The sequence below is a fragment of the Haliscomenobacter sp. genome (genome assembly GCF_033763495.1).
GTDB lineage: Bacteria > Bacteroidota > Bacteroidia > Chitinophagales > Saprospiraceae > Haliscomenobacter.
This window is the reverse complement of the sequence record NZ_JANRKL010000088.1, coordinates 1-18,639: the sequence shown is the minus strand read 5'-3', so window position 1 is coordinate 18,639 and position 18,639 is coordinate 1. Positions and strand designations below refer to the sequence as shown.

Sequence of the window (18,639 nt, the reverse complement as noted above, 5' to 3'; positions counted from 1 at the left end):
CCATTGGTAGCCTTGCTCCCGGATCTCAACATGGGGATTGTTCAATAGCTCCAGCAACAATGCCCGATTGGGCTGGCTGGGGTCAAATTGTTTTACAAGGATATTGAGCGCAAAAAGCGCCGTGGGTCGGTGTTTTTTCTTTAAAAGTTGACCGAGCAGGTTTTGGTCAAAACGCTGCAACAACTCAGCATACTGGGGATGTGCCTGAAAACGGGCCAAGGCAAATTCCAATACCAGTGCCGCTTTTCCCTCCACCAACAGGTGGATATAGGCTTGCGGGCAAGCATCCCAACGCTCGGCATGGGGAAGAAAGGGAAAATTGCCTGCGGCTTTTTCCCAATCTTTATAATGATCATTGCCAATGCTCCATTCGGTATTGTTGCGGCAAAGCTTGAGGTGGCCAAAAGCCCCATAAAGCAGGTAAAATATGCTCAGGTACTCCCTGTACGGAGGGTAATACGTACGCAACTCATCCCAGCGCCGCGTTTTGGGATCGTACTTGTAACTGGACTCCCAACGCAATTGGCTGATGTGGCGCTCGTCGTCCAGGCCAAGCATTAAACTGGTGGCTAGTTTTACAAAAGTATGGTCGGTATATTCAAAAGATTGTAATAAAGTTTGCATGCTGCGGCGAATGAACCATTCGCGGGTTTTGTTGGAGAAAGCCAGACGGCTATCGGCTTTGGCCAGTTCCTCCCGTTGGTTGACAGCCTGCCAGGCACCATCAAGTTCCATGTAAGTCCGAGCCCCCTCCGGGAAGGCCGTAAAATTGGGGCGTACGGCTGCAAAACGTACACTCAGGATACCATACAATTCTGCGTCGAGGCGCATTTCGGCCATTTTGTAGAGGTGTCGCAACACCTTAAAGTAACCAGCTTTGAAGGGAGCTTCCTGGGCAAAATAGCATACAGCTGGACGCAAAAAAGGGAAATCGCTCGTCAGTGCGTATAACTTTTCAACAAAATTGAACTGGCTTTTGGGGCGGTTTTTGAGGTAGTCTTCTAGCGTGAGGCGCAATTTTTCTCCTACTTCCATTGCGTTGGCATTGCTGGCACGCTGAATCAGTTGTTGAAAGTAGGGAGGGAGTTTTTGTACAAGGTTTTCCCGATAAACGGCCCGTTCACTGGGGCTAAAAATTTGCACTGCAACCTGGTAAGTTTGTTCATCTACAGCTGCATCCAATAAATGGCGCAAGGCAGCTTGAACATTACTTTTTTGTGCTTCACTGGCGTTGCGGGCACAGCGGGCCAATGCCCACAAGAGGCAATAGCGCATTAAGGCGGGGTTTTCGCTTCCAGCTTGGGGCAGGAGCTGAGCCAAATAAGGCAATGCTTCGGGCAAGCACAACTCACCAGCGCGCCAAACGACCCGGCTGAGTTTCCAATTGCGGGCGGCTTGTGCAGCGGGGTCTTTTACTGCTAAGGCCAAATGTGCCAGAATAGCTTCTGCACGGGCTGCGGGGTTGGGGCGGTGTTGGGTTTTGGAATGAGGAACTTTGGTTGCCAGTGTATCCACGTCTGCTGCTGCTACAGTTTCGAGGGCGGGTTCCGCAGCCTCTTCCTGCTCCAGGCGGCCGCTCCATTTGCGAAGAAAGTCGAACAGACTCATGGCGTGGATTTATGCTGTTTTAAAATTGTGTTGTTACCTTTGATGCTACAAATATGCATCCCCCTGACGCAATCTATTTGCGTTGATAAAACATTTTATTGTGCCAAAAACAAAAAACCAACTAGCCCGTTTTCGCCGCATTCACGAACTGTTGACTTTGCGCAAAGGTGCTGCTGCCAAACCCGACGAATTGTGCCGGGCTTGCAACATCAGTCGGCGCACCTTGGACAACGACATTGCCTTCATGCGCAGCGAGTTGGATGCGCCAATCATTTGGGACAAACAGCGGTTGGGCTACTGCTACGAATACCCTTTTGACCTGACGGCCCAGATTGCGCTGAATGTTGAAGATGTGCACCGTTTGCATGTGGCGGTAGAAACCCTGGCGCAATTTGAACACCTGGAAGTATTCCGCGATTTGCGGAGCACGGTGGATAAAATCCGCAAAGGGGTGAGTGGCTGGGTGCGCAGTACAGCCGCAGCCAAGTCGATTTTTTTTGAACCCGTTCAAAACATCGGCACGCAATACTTGCCAGCGCTACTGCGGGCCATTGAGGAAAAGCGGAGGGTGCGTTTTGGGTACCAGTCTTTCCAACAAAAGGAGGCGCAAAGTTGTGAACTGGAGCCTTATTGTATCCGTCAACACGACCAGCGCTGGTACGTAGTCGGGCACTCCCCCCAATACGCCTACCTGAAACCTTTTGCGCTGGATCGCATCACGAGTAAACCGGAATTGTTGGCTGCTTTTTTTGAAGCGCCGGATTTTAAACCCGAACAGTTTTTTCAACACATTTATGGTATGCACACCGAGCCTGTGGAGCAGGCGCGGGAGGTGTTGATTTATTTTTCGCCCTTGCAGGCGCGGTATTTTTTGTCCCGCCCTTTTCATCCGTATCAATTGGTGGAGGAGGATGCAGAGGGCGGCATCAAGGTGCGCCTGAATGTGTGCATCACGATTGAGTTGATTCGGAAACTGGCGAGTTACGGGGCTGAGGTAGAGGTGCTAGGGCCGGAGGATTTGCGAGGGACATTGAAGGCGTTTTTTGAGGGCGGGGCGGGGCGGTATGGGTGAAGTCAATATCAAAGCCATCATCTCACTGAGTTGTGTCTTAAGTGCCTTAAGTTTCTAAGGTGGTGAAAAGAAAACTTAGCGAAGCATATTTTCACCACCTTAGAAACTTAAGGCACTTAAGATGCACCTCAGTCGTTTAAAAGCCTTTGAATTCCTAAATTTGGCCTCAACCTTTTCATCACTACAAAATACCACTATGCCACGCCACTACAAACCAAATTTATGCTTCCTGCTGCTGAGCCTCTGGGCCATCACAATTTCCGCCCAAGCCCCGACCCTCGCCGATACCCTCAAAAAAATTGACGCCATTTTTAGTCAATGGAATCCCAAGGCTCCCGGTGGCGTCCTGACCGTAGTGCGCCGCGATCAAACCATTTACAACTCCGGCTTTGGCATGGCCGATTTGGAGCACAACATTCCCAATACCCCCGAAACCGTATTTGAAGCAGGTTCCGTGTCTAAACAATTTACAGCGGCGGCCATCTTGCTGTTGGTGCAAGATGGCAAACTCAGCCTCGATGATGACATCCAAAAACACCTCCCCGAAATCCCAAACTATGGCCCGACCATCAAAATCCGCCACCTGATGACTCACACCAGCGGCCTGCGCGATTGGGGTTCGGTAGCAGGAGTGGGCGGGTGGCCACGGGGCAAACGCACCCACACCCATGCGCATGTGCTGGAGATTTTGGCGCGGCAAAAAAGCCTGAATTTCCCGCCGGGTGATCAGTACAACTACTGCAATTCGGGCTACAACCTCATGGCCATCATCGTGGATCGGGTGAGTGGGATGTCCTTTGCCGAGTTTTGCAAGCAGCGCATTTTTGGCCCTATGGGCATGAAAAATACCCAATGGCGCGATGACTACCGCAAAATTGTTCCCAATCGCGCCATCGCCTATTCCGGCTTTGGCAACAACTTCTTGCAAAACATGCCCTTTGAAATGGTACACGGCAACGGCGGCCTGCTGACCACCACTGGCGACCTGATGCTTTGGAACCAAAACTACAAAAGCCAGATCGTAGGCGGCAAAGCCATGGCCGAATTGCAGCAAACCCGTGGCATCCTCAATCACGGAGTGACCATTGGATATGCAGCAGGGTTGAACATTGGGAATTTTAATGGCTTCAAAGAAATTAGCCATAGTGGAGCCACCGCAGGGTACCGAGCCTGGCTGGCTTATTATCCGGAAAAAGATTTATCGATTGCCTTTTTGAGCAATTCGGCAATGGTTGGCCCAGTGGATGTTGGAATGAAAGTGGCAGCTGTGTTTTTCGGAGAAAGGGAATCCAATAAGCCCATATTGGGCACCATTGTCCCGGATGAAGCTTCCTTGCAAGCCAAAGCCGGGCTCTACCGCTGCGTGCGCAATGAAAACGTCACTGAACTGGAGGTAAAAGATGGCTTACTGCGTACCAAAGGCGGGCAGATTTTGCAGGCGACCAAGGAGCATACTTTTTTCCTGGGTAGCAACCGCCTGGAATTTTCGGACAACAAATTCATTTCCTACAGCAGCAATGGCGACACCATTGGTTTCCAGAAAAAAGCGGCTTTCCAACCCAGTGAGAAGGAATTACAGGCTTTTGTGGGGACTTACCGCAGCAGCGAAGCGGATGCGACTTATGAGGTACGGATGAAAAATGGGGCGCTGGAAACTTTTTTGCTGCCGGATTTGGATCAAAAACTCACACCTTTTTACACGAATACCTTTAAAAATGAGCAGGGAGAGTTGCTGGAGTTTGTATTTGGTAAAAAAGGGAAGGTGACGGGTTTTAAATTTACGACGAGTCGGGCCTGGAACATTGGATTTTTGAGGATAAAATGAGTGTCTGCTTGAGGCTGATCTTCTCAAGCACCATTTTTTTCAAAAATTACAAGTAGTGAAGCATTAAAAAACCACAACAACTATACAGCCTGAACTACAGCACCTTGTGCAAAAAACCATTCACCACTGCATACTCCGTTTTTCCATCCTTTTGCAAAAGAATGGAACCACTCGAACCCAGGTTGATCAAGCCCGAATTCCCGGGGCTAGCCGGATTGCTCTTGGGTCGGACCAACAAAACGGGCAGCTTGCTCAATTCCAAACTTTCGGGCCAGCTGCTCACCTGTACATCCGTAAAGCCTTCGCGAAGCAGGGCCATGTGGTCCAGTTTTTGAGCCTCTTGCCAGCTAATCACCCCTGGTCGGATATTGCCGGGAATCGCCTGATAACCTTCCAGTTCAATTTCATCATAACCAAAGGTATTCTGCAAATCCCCCATTTCGGAAATGTTGGAGCGGTAAAAAAACTTACGACTGTTGTCACAATTCACTTCTTCACGGCGGAAAGCCAGGTCAACTTTGTAGGTTTTGTCGGTGCGAGTGACTTGCACCTTGCGAACAATCAGGTCCTGCATACCGCTGGGTTGATTTTCGGGAAGGCCCTCATAGGCGCTGTAATCCCACTCTTTAAACCGCCCGGTAGCAATGGCCTCCAGCGCGGTCAGGAAGATGGAAAAATTGAGGCGACGGAGCAGCTGGTTTTCAGGGTCGCCCTTCAAGCCACCACTTTCGATCAGGATGGTGCGGGTCCCCCATTTTTGAATGTTGTCGCCAAAGGCGCGGGGCTCAAAGGCATCGTCATAGCGACCAACCTGCTTGGGGATGTGGCGTTGCAACAATTGGTTCATTACCCCGATCAGGCGCATGGCATCGCCACGGGTTTCATTGATCTGTTTTTCATAATTATAGGCTGGGGCCAGTACCGAAATGGAAGCAGGATAAGGTCCTACCCCAGCGCCGAGGTAGATGTTTTGGTCGTGTAGATTAAAACCCCAATCGGCTTTGATTTCATCCCGAATTTTTTTCAAAATCCGCCCTTCGGGGGTCTGCAGGCGCATGGCATCCCGGTTGATGTCGATGCCTTGCATATTGCGGCGGGTGAAACGATTGGCTCCATCGGGGTTAAGCATGGGGATAAAGTGCAGCGTCAATTTCGACAACAGCAACTGCCGTACCGAATCCAACTCGTCCTTCTTTTGCAAAAACTGAAACAAGTCCATCAAGGCCATGGTCGCCGTGGATTCATCGCCGTGCATCTGCGACCACATGAGCACTTTAACTGGCCCGGTACCGATGCTGATGTGGTAGATGTTGCGGTCCTGGAAGGATTTTCCTGCCAGTTTTACCTTAAAAGGTTCTGGCAGCGCCTTGATCATCGGCTCAATGTCTTCCAACTTGAAGCGCCGGGTTTCTAGACCACTGACCCGGTAAGCAGGGTGCTGGTCGTAAAAGCGCTCAGCGTTGGGCGAAATGGCGGGTTCAGTGGCCTGCTGGGTTTTGCTTTGGCAAGCGAAGAGGCCACAAAATATCAGGATGAGTAGGAGCTTTTGCATGGTTGAGGTACAATGGTTAGGATCGCAAATAACGGAAAATATTTGAGATTCAAAAAATGCGGCCTCTCTCGTTCAGTGTCGCTCAGCTCAGGATTTGAAGGTAGAATGTGGCGCTGTAGAGACGCACGGCCGTGCGTCTTCACCTGGTTTTTTATACAATAAAGAGACGCACGGCCGTGCGTCTCTACAGCGCAAAATATCACTCCACCTTCTGAAACCGCAAACTCCTCACCCGATTATAAGTCAACAAAACCGCCATCACTTGCCCATTGGCCCCGCTTTCTAGTCTCATTTTGTAATCCGATGCAAGGAGCTCCCCTTTTTGTACCACCTCGATCTTGATTTCATTTTTGCCCCCCTCTCTTTTAAAAACCAAGCCCTTTTCAGGCGATAATTTGATGCTAAAACTCAAGTCCAACTCGGCACTGAAATACTTGCCTACACAAGCCTGCAAGTAGGCATCGGAAGGGACAAAAGGAGGCAGTTTTTTAAGCACCTCTGGCTGCTCCGACTTGGTATAGAGCACCATGCTGCTAGTCGAATCTGGCCGGTTGTTGAAGGCTATTTTCCAATCTTCATCAATGTCCCAGTGGTATAAACTGCCCTCCTCCTGAATCAGTTTGCGCGGGTTGTTGTTGTCCATCTGCCAATACAAGTTTCCTTCCCTGAGCTGAATCCGAATGATGTTGTTGTCAGTGCTGCGGTACTGGCCGACCAAATCGCTGGGTGTTGAGGCCGCTTGTACTTGTGCTGGTCGGGTGAGATAAGGGGTTTCTGCTGTTTTGCGCCCCAGAATTTGGGCCGCCACTTCTCGGGCAATTCCGCCACTCCACAAGTTGCCATTGTTGCTGAGGACGATGATGCTCAATTTTTCGCCAGGGAAACGCAGGGTTTGGGCATTGTACGAACCTGTACTGCCAGAATGATGCACTGCAGGATAGCCATTGATTGGGCTGATTTCCAAGCCATAGCCATAATCCTGAATTAGGGTGTTTGGAATTGGCTTTTGGCTGATCGACAACAAGGAATTGGCTTGGGCGGCGGCCTTTTGAATGGCTTGTTCGAACACCAACTGATCTTTCAAAGTCGTGTACAAAAAGCCGTCTCCATAAAGGTTGGTCATCATGGGGTATTGCTGCCAACTACCATCGCCCCAGTCGTTGTAGGGTAGCGACTGAAAAGGAATCATCTGCATGTAATTTGTGCAGAACTGGGTGTTGGGCATGCCTAAGTCTGTAAAAAGCTGTTTGGCAAATTGGGGGAATGGGGTTCCACTCACTTTGGTGACAATTTCCGCCAGCAAAGTGTAATTGGAATTGCTGTACCAATGCTCGGAATCGGGCGCGAAATTGAGCTCTTTTTGCTTCAACAAGATGGCTAGCGCATCTTCATTGTCCAGACCCTCCTGTCGCCACCAGGGTTTGCCGCTGATACTGAGCAGGTCGTAAAAATCCCGCACGCCGCTGGAATGATTGAGCAGGGTTTTGAGCGGGATGGCGGTTTTAAGCTGGGGGTACATTTGTGGTAAATACTGGCGGAGGTCGGCTTCTAGGGAAAGTTTGTTTTCCAAAACCAGTTTTAACACGCAGAGTGCCGTAAACTGCTTGGCCACGGAGGCCAGATTGAAGCGGGTTTTGGCCTCAACCGGGATTTGGTGTTGCAAATTGGCCAAGCCCAGGTAACGCTCGTATACGATGGTGCCATTTTTGACAATACCTAGCGCCAAACCCGGTACACCCGGTTTTACTTTGGATTCGAGCAATTGGTCAATTTTGACAACCTCGATGTTTTGGGCCAAAGCTTGGGTGAAAGTTGCCAACAATAAAAAAAGTGCAACGGAAAAACTTTTCATGATCCTGTTTTTGTGATTCAAGCTCCAAAAATCAGGTAGAACAGTTTCTCCGGCGCTTCAAATCTGGATTTGGCACTCATTTCAGGCTTGATTTTTCAGGTAGTGCTGTGGGGAAAGGCCTGTACTCTTCTTAAAAGCACGGTTAAACGTGGATTTGGAATTGAAGCCGCATTCCAGGGCGAGGGCTAAAAGGGTTTTCTGGCGATGCTCGCCCTGTTGAAACTTTTCAAGGATGGCCTCAGTGCGGTACTGATTGACAAAGTCGTTGAAGTTGAGTTGAAAGCCTTGATTCACGATTTGGGACACCTGCTTGGGGTTGGTTTTGAGTTTTTCCGCTACATCGGTTAGGGTGAGGTTGGGGTTTTCAAACAGCCGCTCTGTTTGCATCATTTGCACAACTTTGTCCTTCCACTCGGGTAAATTGACCAACTCAGCAGGTTCTTTGATCTCCTTTTCTTGCACCTGAACTGGTGCTTCATGATCGGATAGTGCCGCTTCCATTGCAATCACCGACTGCACCGAATTGGCATACCCGCTGATGGTGATGTAGTAGAACAAAATGGAAAAACAGAGGTAGTACCAGAACTTACTGCCAAATTCCCCCCATTCCGGGTTCAAAATAAAGAACAAAACCCGCAACAAGGAAATCAACAAAAGTGCCAGGAGGTAGCGCTGAACCCAATTGAACAAAATGGAATCCGCAAAACTGACCACTTCAAAAGCAAGCTTCTTGTACACCGCGTAATATCGCAAACTCAGGTATAAATACACCAGCATCGAAATTAGCCCCGCCACCTGATACCAGGGATCCAGGTCCTTGTCCTGTTGATCGGCATAAAAATAGTATTGGTGGAGGATGAGTTTATCAGTGATAAAAACGACGAGGGTGTACACAAAATAAGCCAGAGCGGGGAAGAAGTGCCAAAAGTCTTTTTTGCTGAGTTGAAAAGACTTATTCAACAAACTTTGGGTGTAAAAATAGATGACTGGCCCGATGAGCAGCAATTGTTGGAAGGGAACATAAAACATGATGTTGCGGCTAAATCCCCGGGAGTACCAACCTGCGTAACCCAGCATAAATGGAGCAATGTACATCGCGCACAAAAAAACAAACAGACTCAGCCACAGACTGGCCTTGTCCTGGTGTTGCCAACCTTTTTTGAGGAGCAAAAAGCAAAAAACCAGGCCGTGGACGAAGAAGATGAGCAGGAGGCCGCTCTTGGGTGTGAATTCGAATTGCATGGGTGAAGAGGGTAGCAAATGTTGTACAACTTAGGTAAAACGTGGTCTGCTTCCCAATGTTTACAAAAACGAAAAAAAGAACGCGAGGAGGAGTTGCCCTAGCTTTTCCTAAAGACAACCAAAGTGACAATTTATTTTACCACCAAGGAAACAAGAGGACTCAGAGGGCACAAAGTTAGAGGTTGATTAGGTCAGAATTAACCGAAATTGTCGGACTTACTGCTGCTTTTTTGCTTTAAATCTGATGCGCAGTTGTTTTGGCGCAAATTCCTGGAGTTCCTGCAATTCAATTTGCGTTTTTTCGATCCAAGTACCTTGTTTGGATGGATCAGCGTATACCTCGCTATCGTATAAGTCTTGCCGTTTCTGCATCTCAAGGAAAACAGCTCTGGCGATTTGTTCTCCGATGTTGTTGAATTCTTCGATTGACTTTATCTCTGAACTCACCTGACGAACAAATCGGCGGGCGTAAATTTCACTAATGTCAAAATGAATTTGTTCGTGTTCCAGAAGTTTTTCAACATCAGCATCAGGTTTGAAATAGGAGCAAAAGCAATCGAAAAAGGTTTCCACTTTCAACGTCATGTAGCCATCAATCAACCTGCCCCAGGTTTTGTATTTAAATGAAGAACAGGTTGCTGCCTGGAAAGGACGGTTCAAGGTGTCTCCTTTAAAATCGGCGATGCTTAGCCTTCGGCGGGCATCCCAGACAATCTCTTTTTCATAGGACTGAATTTCTTTTAACCGTAGTGCTTTGGCGCTAATTTGGTGGCAGTTGCTTCCAAGGGCACTTGGAAGTTTATGTTTGTAAATTTTAATCGCATTGGCACCCAATCTCAAAGCTTGCACTTTAGCGGAGTCTACTACCGTTTCCAAATCGCAGTTGATGGATGTGCCGCTGTCCATGACTCGAATTTCTCCAATAACTTCTGCTTCGGTATATGGAATCGAATCGCCTGGCATGAACACAATCAAGCCTTCATACAATTGGCGAGCGGGGAAACTTTGGAGTACTTTGACTCCTATTTTAGGCGAGCAGGCGCTGAGAAGGCCTAACAAACTGAGGCCAAGTAAAAAAAGTTTAGTTTTCATGGAATAGAAGTGAGTTGCTTTGATTGTTTCAAGTACAAACATAATTGTTGTTTCTATTCCATGGATCAGGTTGGATAAAATTTAGTCTTCCAAATGAACTCAGGGGCAATAGATAGCCCCCAAGCCATTTACGTTTAAGAGGTCACTAAGGACTTTCTCATCCTGTAAAAACCTTGTTTTGAGAACAACAGTCGATGCTGAGTTACAACCTTAAATCCTTGCCTTTCGTACAGTTTTTTGGCTTTTTCATTGGCAAATGCCACGTCCAACCATAAAGAAGAGTAATCGTTATTGGATGCCCATTCTTCAATAAAATCAATGAGTTTTGTTCCAATGCCTTCACCTCTGGCGGCAGCATCCACCGAGATGTTCTGAATGTAGATTCCATCAATGGCCGACTTGTTTTCAATTGGCTTCAAGAAAAGCGACTTAAACCAAAGCATCAGCAACTCAACAGAAGAAAAAACCTGGGCGTAGTCTTCAGCCTCCTTTTTTTTATTTTTTTGCAGCGGGGAATAGGCCAATAGGATGCCTTTGATCACCCGGAGTGAGGATTCATAAACCAAAATATGCTGGTGCGAGAATGGAGCATGTTCTCTTTTGACCAAGCTTTCAATTTTAGGCAGTGCTTTATCCCGCTCTCCGAACAAGTAGGGAATAATACTGTCGGTTTCATAAATTAGGCGGGCAATGGTTGACGTATCGTCGAGAGGTGTCGCAAATCGGATCATTGCTGTATGGATTGTTAAGTGTTTAGCGAATTCCTTCTAAATATTCTTTGATGTAGCCTAGTGTTTCCTCCGTTCGGCAAGTAATAATGCCAGTATGACCTGTACCAACTATTTTTTTATGGATGTAATTCGGGAACAGGGACGCCTGATAGCGTTCTTGAAAGTCAAAGCCAAGGTCTTTGCTTTGATCGCTGCTGATAAACAATACCTGCGGTTGGAAAGTCGATAGCTTGGTCGTAAAGTCATAATTTCCATCATATACTTCCCCAATCGCAATAGCAATTGCCGAAGCCGCACCTGCTCGATAGTTGGGAGAAGGACAATTTTGGCCTCTATCCGCGTTGTTCCGGTTGATTCGCCCTATATCGTACAAATAATCGGCTTTGGTGTGGTTGTCCATGCCAATGAGTTGTTTTACCCACAGTATCTGGTTGATGTCCATTCCGAAGTAGTTCACTGAATTTACCTTGGGCAATTTTTTATTAATTGCCGTAGAAAATGCACCGCCTTCAATAAAAACGGCACCTTTTACTCGGTCAGGGTGTGAATTGAGGTATTGCGCAGCTACAAATCCGCCGTGAGAATGCCCAATCAAAATAATCTTTTCATTCGGGGCATACTTGTCGATTAGTTCTTCCAGGTCTTTAAGCGATAGTGCGATGGTCAACTCCTTGCTCGGATGCCGTTGTGATAAGCCACAACCCCGATAGTCATGATAAATGACCTGATACTGTTGAGGTAAACTCCATCCCTTGACAGGATTATTCAATACCAATAAATAACGAAAGTCTTCTCCGGTGCCGCCCTCTAGCATAAATATTTTGGTCTTTTGGGGGCTTCCATAGGTTTGAACATGCAATTTGGTAGAAGAAAGCTGTACACTAGGCAGCGATAGGTCTTCAGCAACTGTTTTTGCAACCAAATTGCCTTCTTCATTTGGATCCAATAGCTCGCAGCTTGTTGCGAGAAAGGCAACAATTAAGGTGAATAACAATACGGGTTTCATATGTTCAGAATTTTTTGTTTAGTCCTAAAATGGCATAATACGGCGGAATCAGTTTGTCGAATTCACCAGTGGTTTGATAGCCTCCACGGAGATAGAACTCCAACGATGGTTGGATCAAAGTGGTCAAGTACATCCCTATGCGTAAATTATTGGTGGAAAACCCATACCGACCATCTTTGGCATTTTCGTAATAATACTGGCGCCAAAGGTCTGAGTGCTTGATGCGGGTTGAAAGGAAAGGATTGTATTGAAAATCAGTGCCAAATCCTAGTTTTCCCCTTTTGATTCCGGCATTAATCTGGATGTTGAAACCCAAGGCATCGTATTCTCCTGCCTTATTGGTGCTGCGGGTATACACCAAGGCGAGTAAGCTTTTTAAGTTGAATTCTTTTGAAGAACCTTGCCAGGTTTGTATGCCGATTTGACTTCTATAATTACCCGTTTTTAATAATGCAGTACCTTTTGTCAGGTCAACAAAGGCAGCCGTTTTCAACCGAGGTTGGTAAAAGGCATAGCCAACATTGACAGAAAGAAGGTTATGATCGTACCCAAGATTGGAGATGGCAATATGTCGGATATTGTCATCCGGTTTTTGAATCTGGGCGGCTCCATTCAGCACAACAAGTAGCGCAGAAAGACACACAAGCCATTTCTTTTTCATTTAATTTTGGTTAGCGGGTGAAAAACTAACGCAAAACTATTGGCTTGTACAATCCGAGACAATTGATAAAAGTCAAGAAATCATTGGCGCCGAATTCGGCTTAAAGTTTCTTCCTTCATGTTTAAGAAAGAGGCTAAGTACTTGAGGGGAATCTGTTGTACGTAATGAGGATGTTTCAGCAGCAGTTTTTCATAACGTTCGCTTGCATTCAACACCCGGAAATCATGCAAAACTTCTTCGATGGCGGCGGTATAATCCATCAATGCCAAAAAAATAAGTTCATTAAATTGGGGCGTGCTGTGTCGCAAATGATCAAGGTCAGAAAAATCAAATGCCATTACTTTTGAATCCATCAGCGCCTGTATATTTTCAGGAGAAGGGGTTTTGAGAACCAGACTGCTGGGGGAAGTATCAAAGTCGCCCGGAAAAGAGAAGCCGCTGGTAATTTCTACTGGCAAATCATTTTTCTGGATGACTCGGTAAGTGCGAAACAAGCCACTTTCTACAATGTAAAGATGTTTGCAAATGTCGCCCGCTCTGATCAAGTATTCATTTTTTTTAACTTGCCGCGTTTGGCCTAGATTGAGAAAAACGTCTTGTACGGCAGGGGGCAGGTTCGCAATCATCTTTTCGATATGTTCCGATGAACTGTACATATTGCGTTTTCTTGATTTTTCAAGATGAATCTGAATCAAAGGTACCAAAAACCAATTAAGGAGCTTAAGTCAAACCAAATGTTACAAGTATTAGAAGCCATCATTACGGGGGCAAGCTTACTCCTTGCCTTTCTCATCTTCACGAATCCAAAAGGCGTCAATAAAAAGGCAAACTTTTGGCTTGGATTTTTTATCTTGAGTGTCGGAGCACAGTCCCTGGATGCCCTCTTGGTCACCCATCGGGTTTATGATCAATACCCCGTAATCATTGGCCTCTTAGATGGTTTCTTGTTTTTGATCCCACCTACTTTTTATTTGGCGACTTTATGGTATGTTCACCCGCAGCGAAAGTCTAAACGCCTCGATTTTTTGCATTTTTCTTTTTTCATCTTTTTTTTGTTCTTCCGCTTTCCCTCGATTATCCTGGAAGCTCCTGCATCGAAATTAGCCAATTTGCATGCTACTCAAGCCGTATCGTTAAGCTACCAGATCAGTTTGGGCATTTTTTTAGCCTATTTTTTGACTTATTGCAGCTTGTCCTTTCTTCTAATCCAACGGCATCAGCGAAACATTGCTCAAATTGATGCCTCCAGCGGAAAAAATGATTTGCAGTGGCTCAAAAATTTTATAATCTGGGTTTGTTTGTTGGTATTGATGTGGATAGTAGGCCTGTTCATTCAGTGGAGCTGGGTCAGCTATTTGATTACGGTTACTTTTCTAATCGCCCTGTTTTTACTTGCGCATTACGCACTACATCAAGGCGAAGTCTATAACTTCAACCCTCTTGAAAAAAAACAAATCCAGGAATTGTTAGAAAACAATACGGATGAAAACCAGGCAAAAAGTCATTTGCTAAGTCCCGAACGCCTGCAGGACCATATGGTACAGTTGAAACAACTAATGGAAACTGAAAAACCTCATCTCGACAATGAATTGAATTTACTCAAGCTTTCGGAAAAGATGCAAAGTTCCATCCATGTTGTTTCTTATGTAATCAATGTAGGTTTTGGTGAAAATTTTGCGCAATTCGTCAATCGTTACCGAGTAGAGGAAGCTAAAAAACTACTTAAAACCCCAGATACCGAGCACCTGAGTATGTTAGGAATTGCTTACGACGCTGGCTTTAATTCCAAAACCGCCTTTAATACCAGTTTCAAAAAACTCACCGGTTTATCTCCCAGCGACTACAAAAATCAAAGGCCTGAATGATAAATTGGAACCCCTTTTGAGGCCAAATCTGGTTCAGATTTATAAAATAGAACAAGCAATCCAACGCCTGCCCATAGTTTTGTGCCTAAAAACGACTGTTATGCATGTTTCAAAACTAGGAATACCCATAGTGTTATTTTGGGTAATTGTCTTTATCCTGAATGCTTGTGCAAAAGAAGAAAGCACGATCGCACCCGCTTTTATCAAGCAGTTCCAAATCAGCTCTACCAACACGGGCACTACTTATCCCATCTATGTGGTTTTACCGAGCGACTATGAGGAGGGTAAGCAATTCAAAACCATTTACGTACTCGATGGGGATGGAGGGAGCAAAAAGGAAAAAACCTATCAGTTGGTCGGACGCTTGGTTGAAGAAGCCAAGACGCAGACTCAAAAAACCGGGGCAATCGTGGTTGCAATTGGTAATGCAGGTGAACGCATCCGGGATTTTACCCCTACCTCACTACCTTCATTTGATGATCAAGGGGGGGGTATTGAAGCATTTACTCGGTTTATTGAATTCGAACTGGTTCCAAAAATCGAAAAGGAGTTCGCGGTGTACACTCATACCGAGAGTAGAGCCATCGCAGGTCATTCTCTTGGAGGTTCTTTTGGGGCTTACCTGTTTGCAAAACACCCGAACTTGTTTTCAAATTACCTTTTGTTGAGCCCTGCTCTTTGGTGGGACGATGGGGTTACTCTTCGCTATGAGCTCGAAAATCGAAGCAATAATGCTCCCCAAAAAACCTTGGTGTACGTGGGATGTGGTGAATTGGAAGAAGCTATCACCATTTTAGCCGAGGAATGGTACTTGCGACTCCAGAAGTATTATCCTAATTGTAAGAGCACCTTTGTGAAAATTCGAAATACAAGTCATAATTCCTCCATGGTGGAGAATTTTGAACAAGCCATCCATTTTTATTACAGGTAGTAGGGCAAAAATAAGTATTCATTTTTTTTTGAGTCAAAGGGTCAGATAAGACACTTGAAATTAACCATTTACTTATCTGACCCTACGACAAAATGAATTACTTATTTTTTTCTCGCCCCTAACACCAATAAATCCAATAATCGTGAATAAACTAACTTTGTATACCATCTTGCTGGCACTGTATTGTGCTGCATCTGCATACGGCCAGACTCGCGAATCCAGTTATTTGGATGCTGATTTTCGAAGCTTAGAGGTTAAGCTCGGTAAAAATGGGATACTACAAATCCCGGCTGTGCCCAACATCAATGTGTTGTACCAACAAAATTTAGGGAGGGGTATCGGTGCTGCTTTTTATTCCGAATTAGCCCTTTCCGTTTTTGATACCGATCCTTCAGAAAACTACCTCACCATCAATCATTTTAGAATGGTAGAAGCGCTAGGGGTGGGAGGCAGTATTGGCAACAAAGGATTCAACAATAGTTTGTTTTTTCTGGGGGGAATGCGATATTACCGCTCTCATTCCTATGCCCAGGAAGCACTCAAACCAGAGTTGATTACCAGTAAATTGCTTCCTGAATTGGGCGTCTTGTATCGATTGAGGCTTGGGCAAAAAAAGATTTATTTCACCTTACAACATTACCTTTCGCTTTATCCTTTCCGCATGCTGGCTGCTGGAGAAGGTTTTTCCACTACGAGTGTAGGGCTTGGGATAAAATTGAAAAAGTGATTTATATCCAAATAATTGATTTGTAGTTAGAGGATCCGTAAACTTCTTTTTTGACCCAAAAATTGGAGCAAAACCATACTACCGAACATTTTCATGATAATCGGTTCCCAAATCTTCAGGTATTCGAGACCTAAAGGTTTCGCTTATATAGAACTGAAAATGTCCGGTAGTATGTATGCCATTAGTAAAATGGCAATCAAGAAAGTCATTTTCATCCGTATTACCTATTTAGTTCAATCCAATCTTCGATATACTTGACAACATCTTCCCAACCAGGTTCACTCGCAATATAATGTGACTTATTCGGGAACTGAAAATAATTAATTTTAGATTCTTTGTTTGTATAAGCTAAATAGTTTTTATATATCAATGGCGGAGGCAGGTCATTATCCTTCTCTCCCGATATAAATAACATAGGAACATGAGGCTTAGAAAAGTTTATAGGAGAGCATTCCTTTGCCGTACTTTTAGCAAATTTTCTACTTTCAGGAACAAAGTATTTTGCAATTTCTGATTTAGCAGTAGAATCATCAAGCGTATTAAAAAAAGTAAAATTTAGCCACCTGTACTCGTCATTCGGTCGACACACAATATTTCGTCTTCTAAATGGGTTTACCATTCTAAAGTTGGAACGAATATATCTCCAATTGAAAACAGATATTTTGGGTGGGTTAGCAGGTGCCAGAGCAATGCCTAATGCTGCTTTATCTGCCTCAACTAACTTTTGCATAATTAATCCACCGATAGAGTGTCCAATAATTATTGGTTTCACTGGTAGCGAATCTACAAATGCAGTCATATACTCTAAGACCGGCTTGAATGTTAAATTCACCAATTTTGGATCAATATTTTCGTTTAAGTATTGAGGAGTTCCTATGTGATAAGGATAGGACGGAGCATAAACAGTATACCCCTTTTGTTCAAAATATTCTTTCCACTTTGCCCAGCTATGGTTGTTTTGATACATTCCATGTATGAGGACAATTGTCTTGGCTTGGCTTGTATTCAGCTTGCTGTATGAAGAAAGCGGATTGCCATTAATGGTTTGTGAATAAATTTGAGTTGTCAGTAAGAACTGCAACAACAAAAAAGCTGTAGCCTTAAAATTTAACTTTTGCATGGTATGAATTATTTTGGTGTGAATTCATTTTCACAATGCAAAATTATGATGGACAGCTCTTGATTATGGTTACCATTTGGTAAGAACAAAATTGACATATGTTAAGAAACAGATGTTCTTATACGGCTTAATGACTCAGGGGTAATTCCTAAAAAGGAAGCCAACAAATGTTGTGGTATTCGTTTAATAAATTGCGGTTTATGTTGAAGTAAATATTGATAACGTTGTTTTGCGTCAAGACTTTGAAAAAATTTTACTCGCTTTTCCAATTCAATGAAGTAGTATTGAATGATTTGGGTTTTAAAATGTATAAATTTTTCATCCTTTACATCAAAATCACTGATGGTAAATTCAATAAGTTCAGAGTCTTCAATTAGTTGGATGGTTTCATTTGCTATGCCCAAATTTACAAGACTGTTTATTGAACCCACAATTTCATTTTCAAAGTCGAACCAGCCAGAATACTCTTTATCATTTTGGGTATAAATGTATCGAGCAATGCCTTTTTTTAAGGCCCAAAACTTAGTTGCCATCTTACCTTCCTTTTGTAAAATAAAGTTTTTAGGATATTCCACTTCTTTGCCTTTATTAAAATAGTCGGAAGGCAGGACTATATTCATATTATTTTTAGTTATCCTAGGCGTAGCCATATGAGGTGAAAAGAGGAGAGAGTACGTATCTCGTAGGTGACCAAACCCAAAAAAGACGTACTCTCCAATAATCAGCGAGTCTGACTATGTACTTGCAAGATACAACAAAAAATATGGCCGTAACATAGTGGTTCACCAACGAATGCATGTAGTTTACTTTCGCGGAAATTGTAAGACGGTCTTGGATAAGACGGCCAAAATGGAAATAGGGGTGTTTGTTGCTCCCCATACTACCGCAATCCCCGATTGATCTCCTCCAGCACCGCACTTCCTGGGCACAAATCCTCTTCCAGCAATTCATTTAGCGGAGTTGCCACCGTTCCGATCAGATCGTGCAAATCCTGGGTATTTGGATCGATGTACAACAAACCAGTGAGGATTTCCTGATTGGCGCGAGATTGATAAATGCGTTGCATGGCCGCCATTTTATCGCGTGGGTCCCAGTTGGGTGCCAATTTGGTCAGTTGCAACATGGAACCATCGTGCAGGGTCAAATCTGCGGAAGTACCTTCGGCGTAGTCCATGGTGATTTCCTCCCCTGGTGGTACGTAGTCGATGACATCCGCGGTGGTGATGTGCTCGCGTACATAGTCGTAGGACTTGGTGGAACCCGTGTTGTTGTTAAAAGTTACACAAGGCGAAAGCACGTCAATCAACGCAAAACCGTGGTGAGAAATAGCCGCTTTGATCAAAGGAATCAATTGA

The 18,639-nt window shown here is 45.0% G+C and carries 16 protein-coding genes and 1 pseudogene; 5 read left to right on the top strand and 12 right to left on the bottom strand.

The features are described 5' to 3' along the window. A partial coding sequence (locus SFV55_RS09475; protein ID WP_320029250.1) for a hypothetical protein occupies positions 1-1,608 on the bottom strand: 1,608 nt, incomplete at its 3' end. A 100-nt stretch (positions 1,609-1,708) separates the two neighbouring features. On the opposite strand from SFV55_RS09475, the gene SFV55_RS09470 reads away from it, so the two are divergent. Both SFV55_RS09470 and SFV55_RS09465 read left to right on the top strand, forming a co-directional pair. Next, entirely contained in the window at positions 1,709-2,680 is a 972-nt protein-coding gene (locus tag SFV55_RS09470; RefSeq protein ID WP_320029249.1) for a WYL domain-containing protein, read from the top strand. 196 nt (positions 2,681-2,876) lie between these two features. Next, on the top strand, positions 2,877-4,505 hold the full coding sequence (locus SFV55_RS09465; RefSeq protein ID WP_320029248.1) for a serine hydrolase: 1,629 nt from the start codon (positions 2,877-2,879) through the stop codon (positions 4,503-4,505). 94 nt (positions 4,506-4,599) lie between these two features. Here the strand turns inward: SFV55_RS09465 and SFV55_RS09460 are convergent, their stop codons facing one another. The 8 genes from SFV55_RS09460 to SFV55_RS09425 form a co-directional block, all read right to left on the bottom strand. After that, positions 4,600-6,057 carry a M14 family zinc carboxypeptidase gene (locus SFV55_RS09460; protein WP_320029247.1) on the bottom strand — a complete coding sequence of 486 codons (1,458 nt, stop codon included), beginning with the start codon at positions 6,055-6,057 and terminating at the stop codon, positions 4,600-4,602. Positions 6,058-6,256: 199 nt separating this feature from the next. Beyond that, positions 6,257-7,909, bottom strand: a complete 1,653-nt coding sequence (locus SFV55_RS09455) for a serine hydrolase domain-containing protein (protein WP_320029246.1) — start codon at positions 7,907-7,909, stop codon at positions 6,257-6,259. Positions 7,910-7,990: 81 nt separating this feature from the next. Further along, complete coding sequence (locus SFV55_RS09450) at positions 7,991-9,151, bottom strand: helix-turn-helix domain-containing protein (RefSeq protein ID WP_320029245.1); 1,161 nt, start codon at positions 9,149-9,151, stop codon at positions 7,991-7,993. A 216-nt stretch (positions 9,152-9,367) separates the two neighbouring features. Continuing rightward, complete coding sequence (locus tag SFV55_RS09445) at positions 9,368-10,243, bottom strand: hypothetical protein (protein ID WP_320029244.1); 876 nt, start codon at positions 10,241-10,243, stop codon at positions 9,368-9,370. A 134-nt stretch (positions 10,244-10,377) separates the two neighbouring features. After that, positions 10,378-10,974, bottom strand: a complete 597-nt coding sequence (locus tag SFV55_RS09440; RefSeq protein WP_320029243.1) for a GNAT family N-acetyltransferase — start codon at positions 10,972-10,974, stop codon at positions 10,378-10,380. A gap of 22 nt (positions 10,975-10,996) precedes the next feature. Then, positions 10,997-11,980: an alpha/beta hydrolase gene (locus SFV55_RS09435; RefSeq protein WP_320029242.1), complete on the bottom strand. Its 984-nt coding sequence runs from the start codon at positions 11,978-11,980 to the stop codon at positions 10,997-10,999. A 4-nt stretch (positions 11,981-11,984) separates the two neighbouring features. Further along, positions 11,985-12,641 carry a hypothetical protein gene (locus SFV55_RS09430; protein ID WP_320029241.1) on the bottom strand — a complete coding sequence of 219 codons (657 nt, stop codon included), beginning with the start codon at positions 12,639-12,641 and terminating at the stop codon, positions 11,985-11,987. 80 nt (positions 12,642-12,721) lie between these two features. Continuing rightward, positions 12,722-13,297, bottom strand: a complete 576-nt coding sequence (locus SFV55_RS09425) for a Crp/Fnr family transcriptional regulator (protein ID WP_320029240.1) — start codon at positions 13,295-13,297, stop codon at positions 12,722-12,724. Between the two features lie 78 nt (positions 13,298-13,375). Here SFV55_RS09425 and SFV55_RS09420 point away from each other — a divergent pair, with 78 nt between their 5' ends. The 3 genes from SFV55_RS09420 to SFV55_RS09410 all read left to right on the top strand — a co-directional run bounded on the left by SFV55_RS09420 (position 13,376) and on the right by SFV55_RS09410 (position 16,164). Next, positions 13,376-14,506: an AraC family transcriptional regulator gene (locus SFV55_RS09420; RefSeq protein ID WP_320029239.1), complete on the top strand. Its 1,131-nt coding sequence runs from the start codon at positions 13,376-13,378 to the stop codon at positions 14,504-14,506. Positions 14,507-14,606: 100 nt separating this feature from the next. Continuing rightward, positions 14,607-15,437, top strand: a complete 831-nt coding sequence (locus SFV55_RS09415; protein ID WP_320029238.1) for an alpha/beta hydrolase — start codon at positions 14,607-14,609, stop codon at positions 15,435-15,437. Between the two features lie 142 nt (positions 15,438-15,579). After that, positions 15,580-16,164, top strand: a complete 585-nt coding sequence (locus SFV55_RS09410) for a hypothetical protein (protein WP_320029237.1) — start codon at positions 15,580-15,582, stop codon at positions 16,162-16,164. A 220-nt stretch (positions 16,165-16,384) separates the two neighbouring features. On the opposite strand, the gene SFV55_RS09405 is transcribed toward SFV55_RS09410, so the two are convergent. From SFV55_RS09405 to SFV55_RS09395, 3 genes and pseudogenes are all read right to left on the bottom strand, one after another. After that, the gene (locus tag SFV55_RS09405; RefSeq protein ID WP_320029236.1) at positions 16,385-17,284 is read right to left on the bottom strand and encodes an alpha/beta hydrolase; all 900 of its coding nucleotides are present in this window, start codon (positions 17,282-17,284) and stop codon (positions 16,385-16,387) included. 101 nt (positions 17,285-17,385) lie between these two features. Continuing rightward, entirely contained in the window at positions 17,386-17,904 is a 519-nt protein-coding gene (locus tag SFV55_RS09400) for a Crp/Fnr family transcriptional regulator (protein WP_320029235.1), read from the bottom strand. A 260-nt stretch (positions 17,905-18,164) separates the two neighbouring features. Further along, a pseudogene (locus tag SFV55_RS09395) lies at positions 18,165-18,639 on the bottom strand (2-oxoacid:ferredoxin oxidoreductase subunit beta); the annotation flags it as partial.

Excerpts from the sequence above, each read along its gene's own strand:
- SFV55_RS09440 (WP_320029243.1), bottom strand. The coding sequence starts at position 10,974 with ATGATCCGATTTGCGACACCTCTCGACGATACGTCAACCATTGCCCGC.
- SFV55_RS09435 (WP_320029242.1), bottom strand. The coding sequence starts at position 11,980 with ATGAAACCCGTATTGTTATTCACCTTAATTGTTGCCTTTCTCGCAACA.
- SFV55_RS09420 (WP_320029239.1), top strand. The coding sequence starts at position 13,376 with ATGTTACAAGTATTAGAAGCCATCATTACGGGGGCAAGCTTACTCCTT.
- SFV55_RS09415 (WP_320029238.1), top strand. The coding sequence starts at position 14,607 with ATGCATGTTTCAAAACTAGGAATACCCATAGTGTTATTTTGGGTAATT.
- SFV55_RS09425 (WP_320029240.1), bottom strand. The coding sequence starts at position 13,297 with ATGTACAGTTCATCGGAACATATCGAAAAGATGATTGCGAACCTGCCC.
- SFV55_RS09465 (WP_320029248.1), top strand. The coding sequence starts at position 2,877 with ATGCCACGCCACTACAAACCAAATTTATGCTTCCTGCTGCTGAGCCTC.
- SFV55_RS09455 (WP_320029246.1), bottom strand. The coding sequence starts at position 7,909 with ATGAAAAGTTTTTCCGTTGCACTTTTTTTATTGTTGGCAACTTTCACC.
- SFV55_RS09430 (WP_320029241.1), bottom strand. The coding sequence starts at position 12,641 with ATGAAAAAGAAATGGCTTGTGTGTCTTTCTGCGCTACTTGTTGTGCTG.
- SFV55_RS09445 (WP_320029244.1), bottom strand. The coding sequence starts at position 10,243 with ATGAAAACTAAACTTTTTTTACTTGGCCTCAGTTTGTTAGGCCTTCTC.
- SFV55_RS09400 (WP_320029235.1), bottom strand. The coding sequence starts at position 17,904 with ATGAATATAGTCCTGCCTTCCGACTATTTTAATAAAGGCAAAGAAGTG.
- SFV55_RS09460 (WP_320029247.1), bottom strand. The coding sequence starts at position 6,057 with ATGCAAAAGCTCCTACTCATCCTGATATTTTGTGGCCTCTTCGCTTGC.
- SFV55_RS09405 (WP_320029236.1), bottom strand. The coding sequence starts at position 17,284 with ATGCAAAAGTTAAATTTTAAGGCTACAGCTTTTTTGTTGTTGCAGTTC.
- SFV55_RS09450 (WP_320029245.1), bottom strand. The coding sequence starts at position 9,151 with ATGCAATTCGAATTCACACCCAAGAGCGGCCTCCTGCTCATCTTCTTC.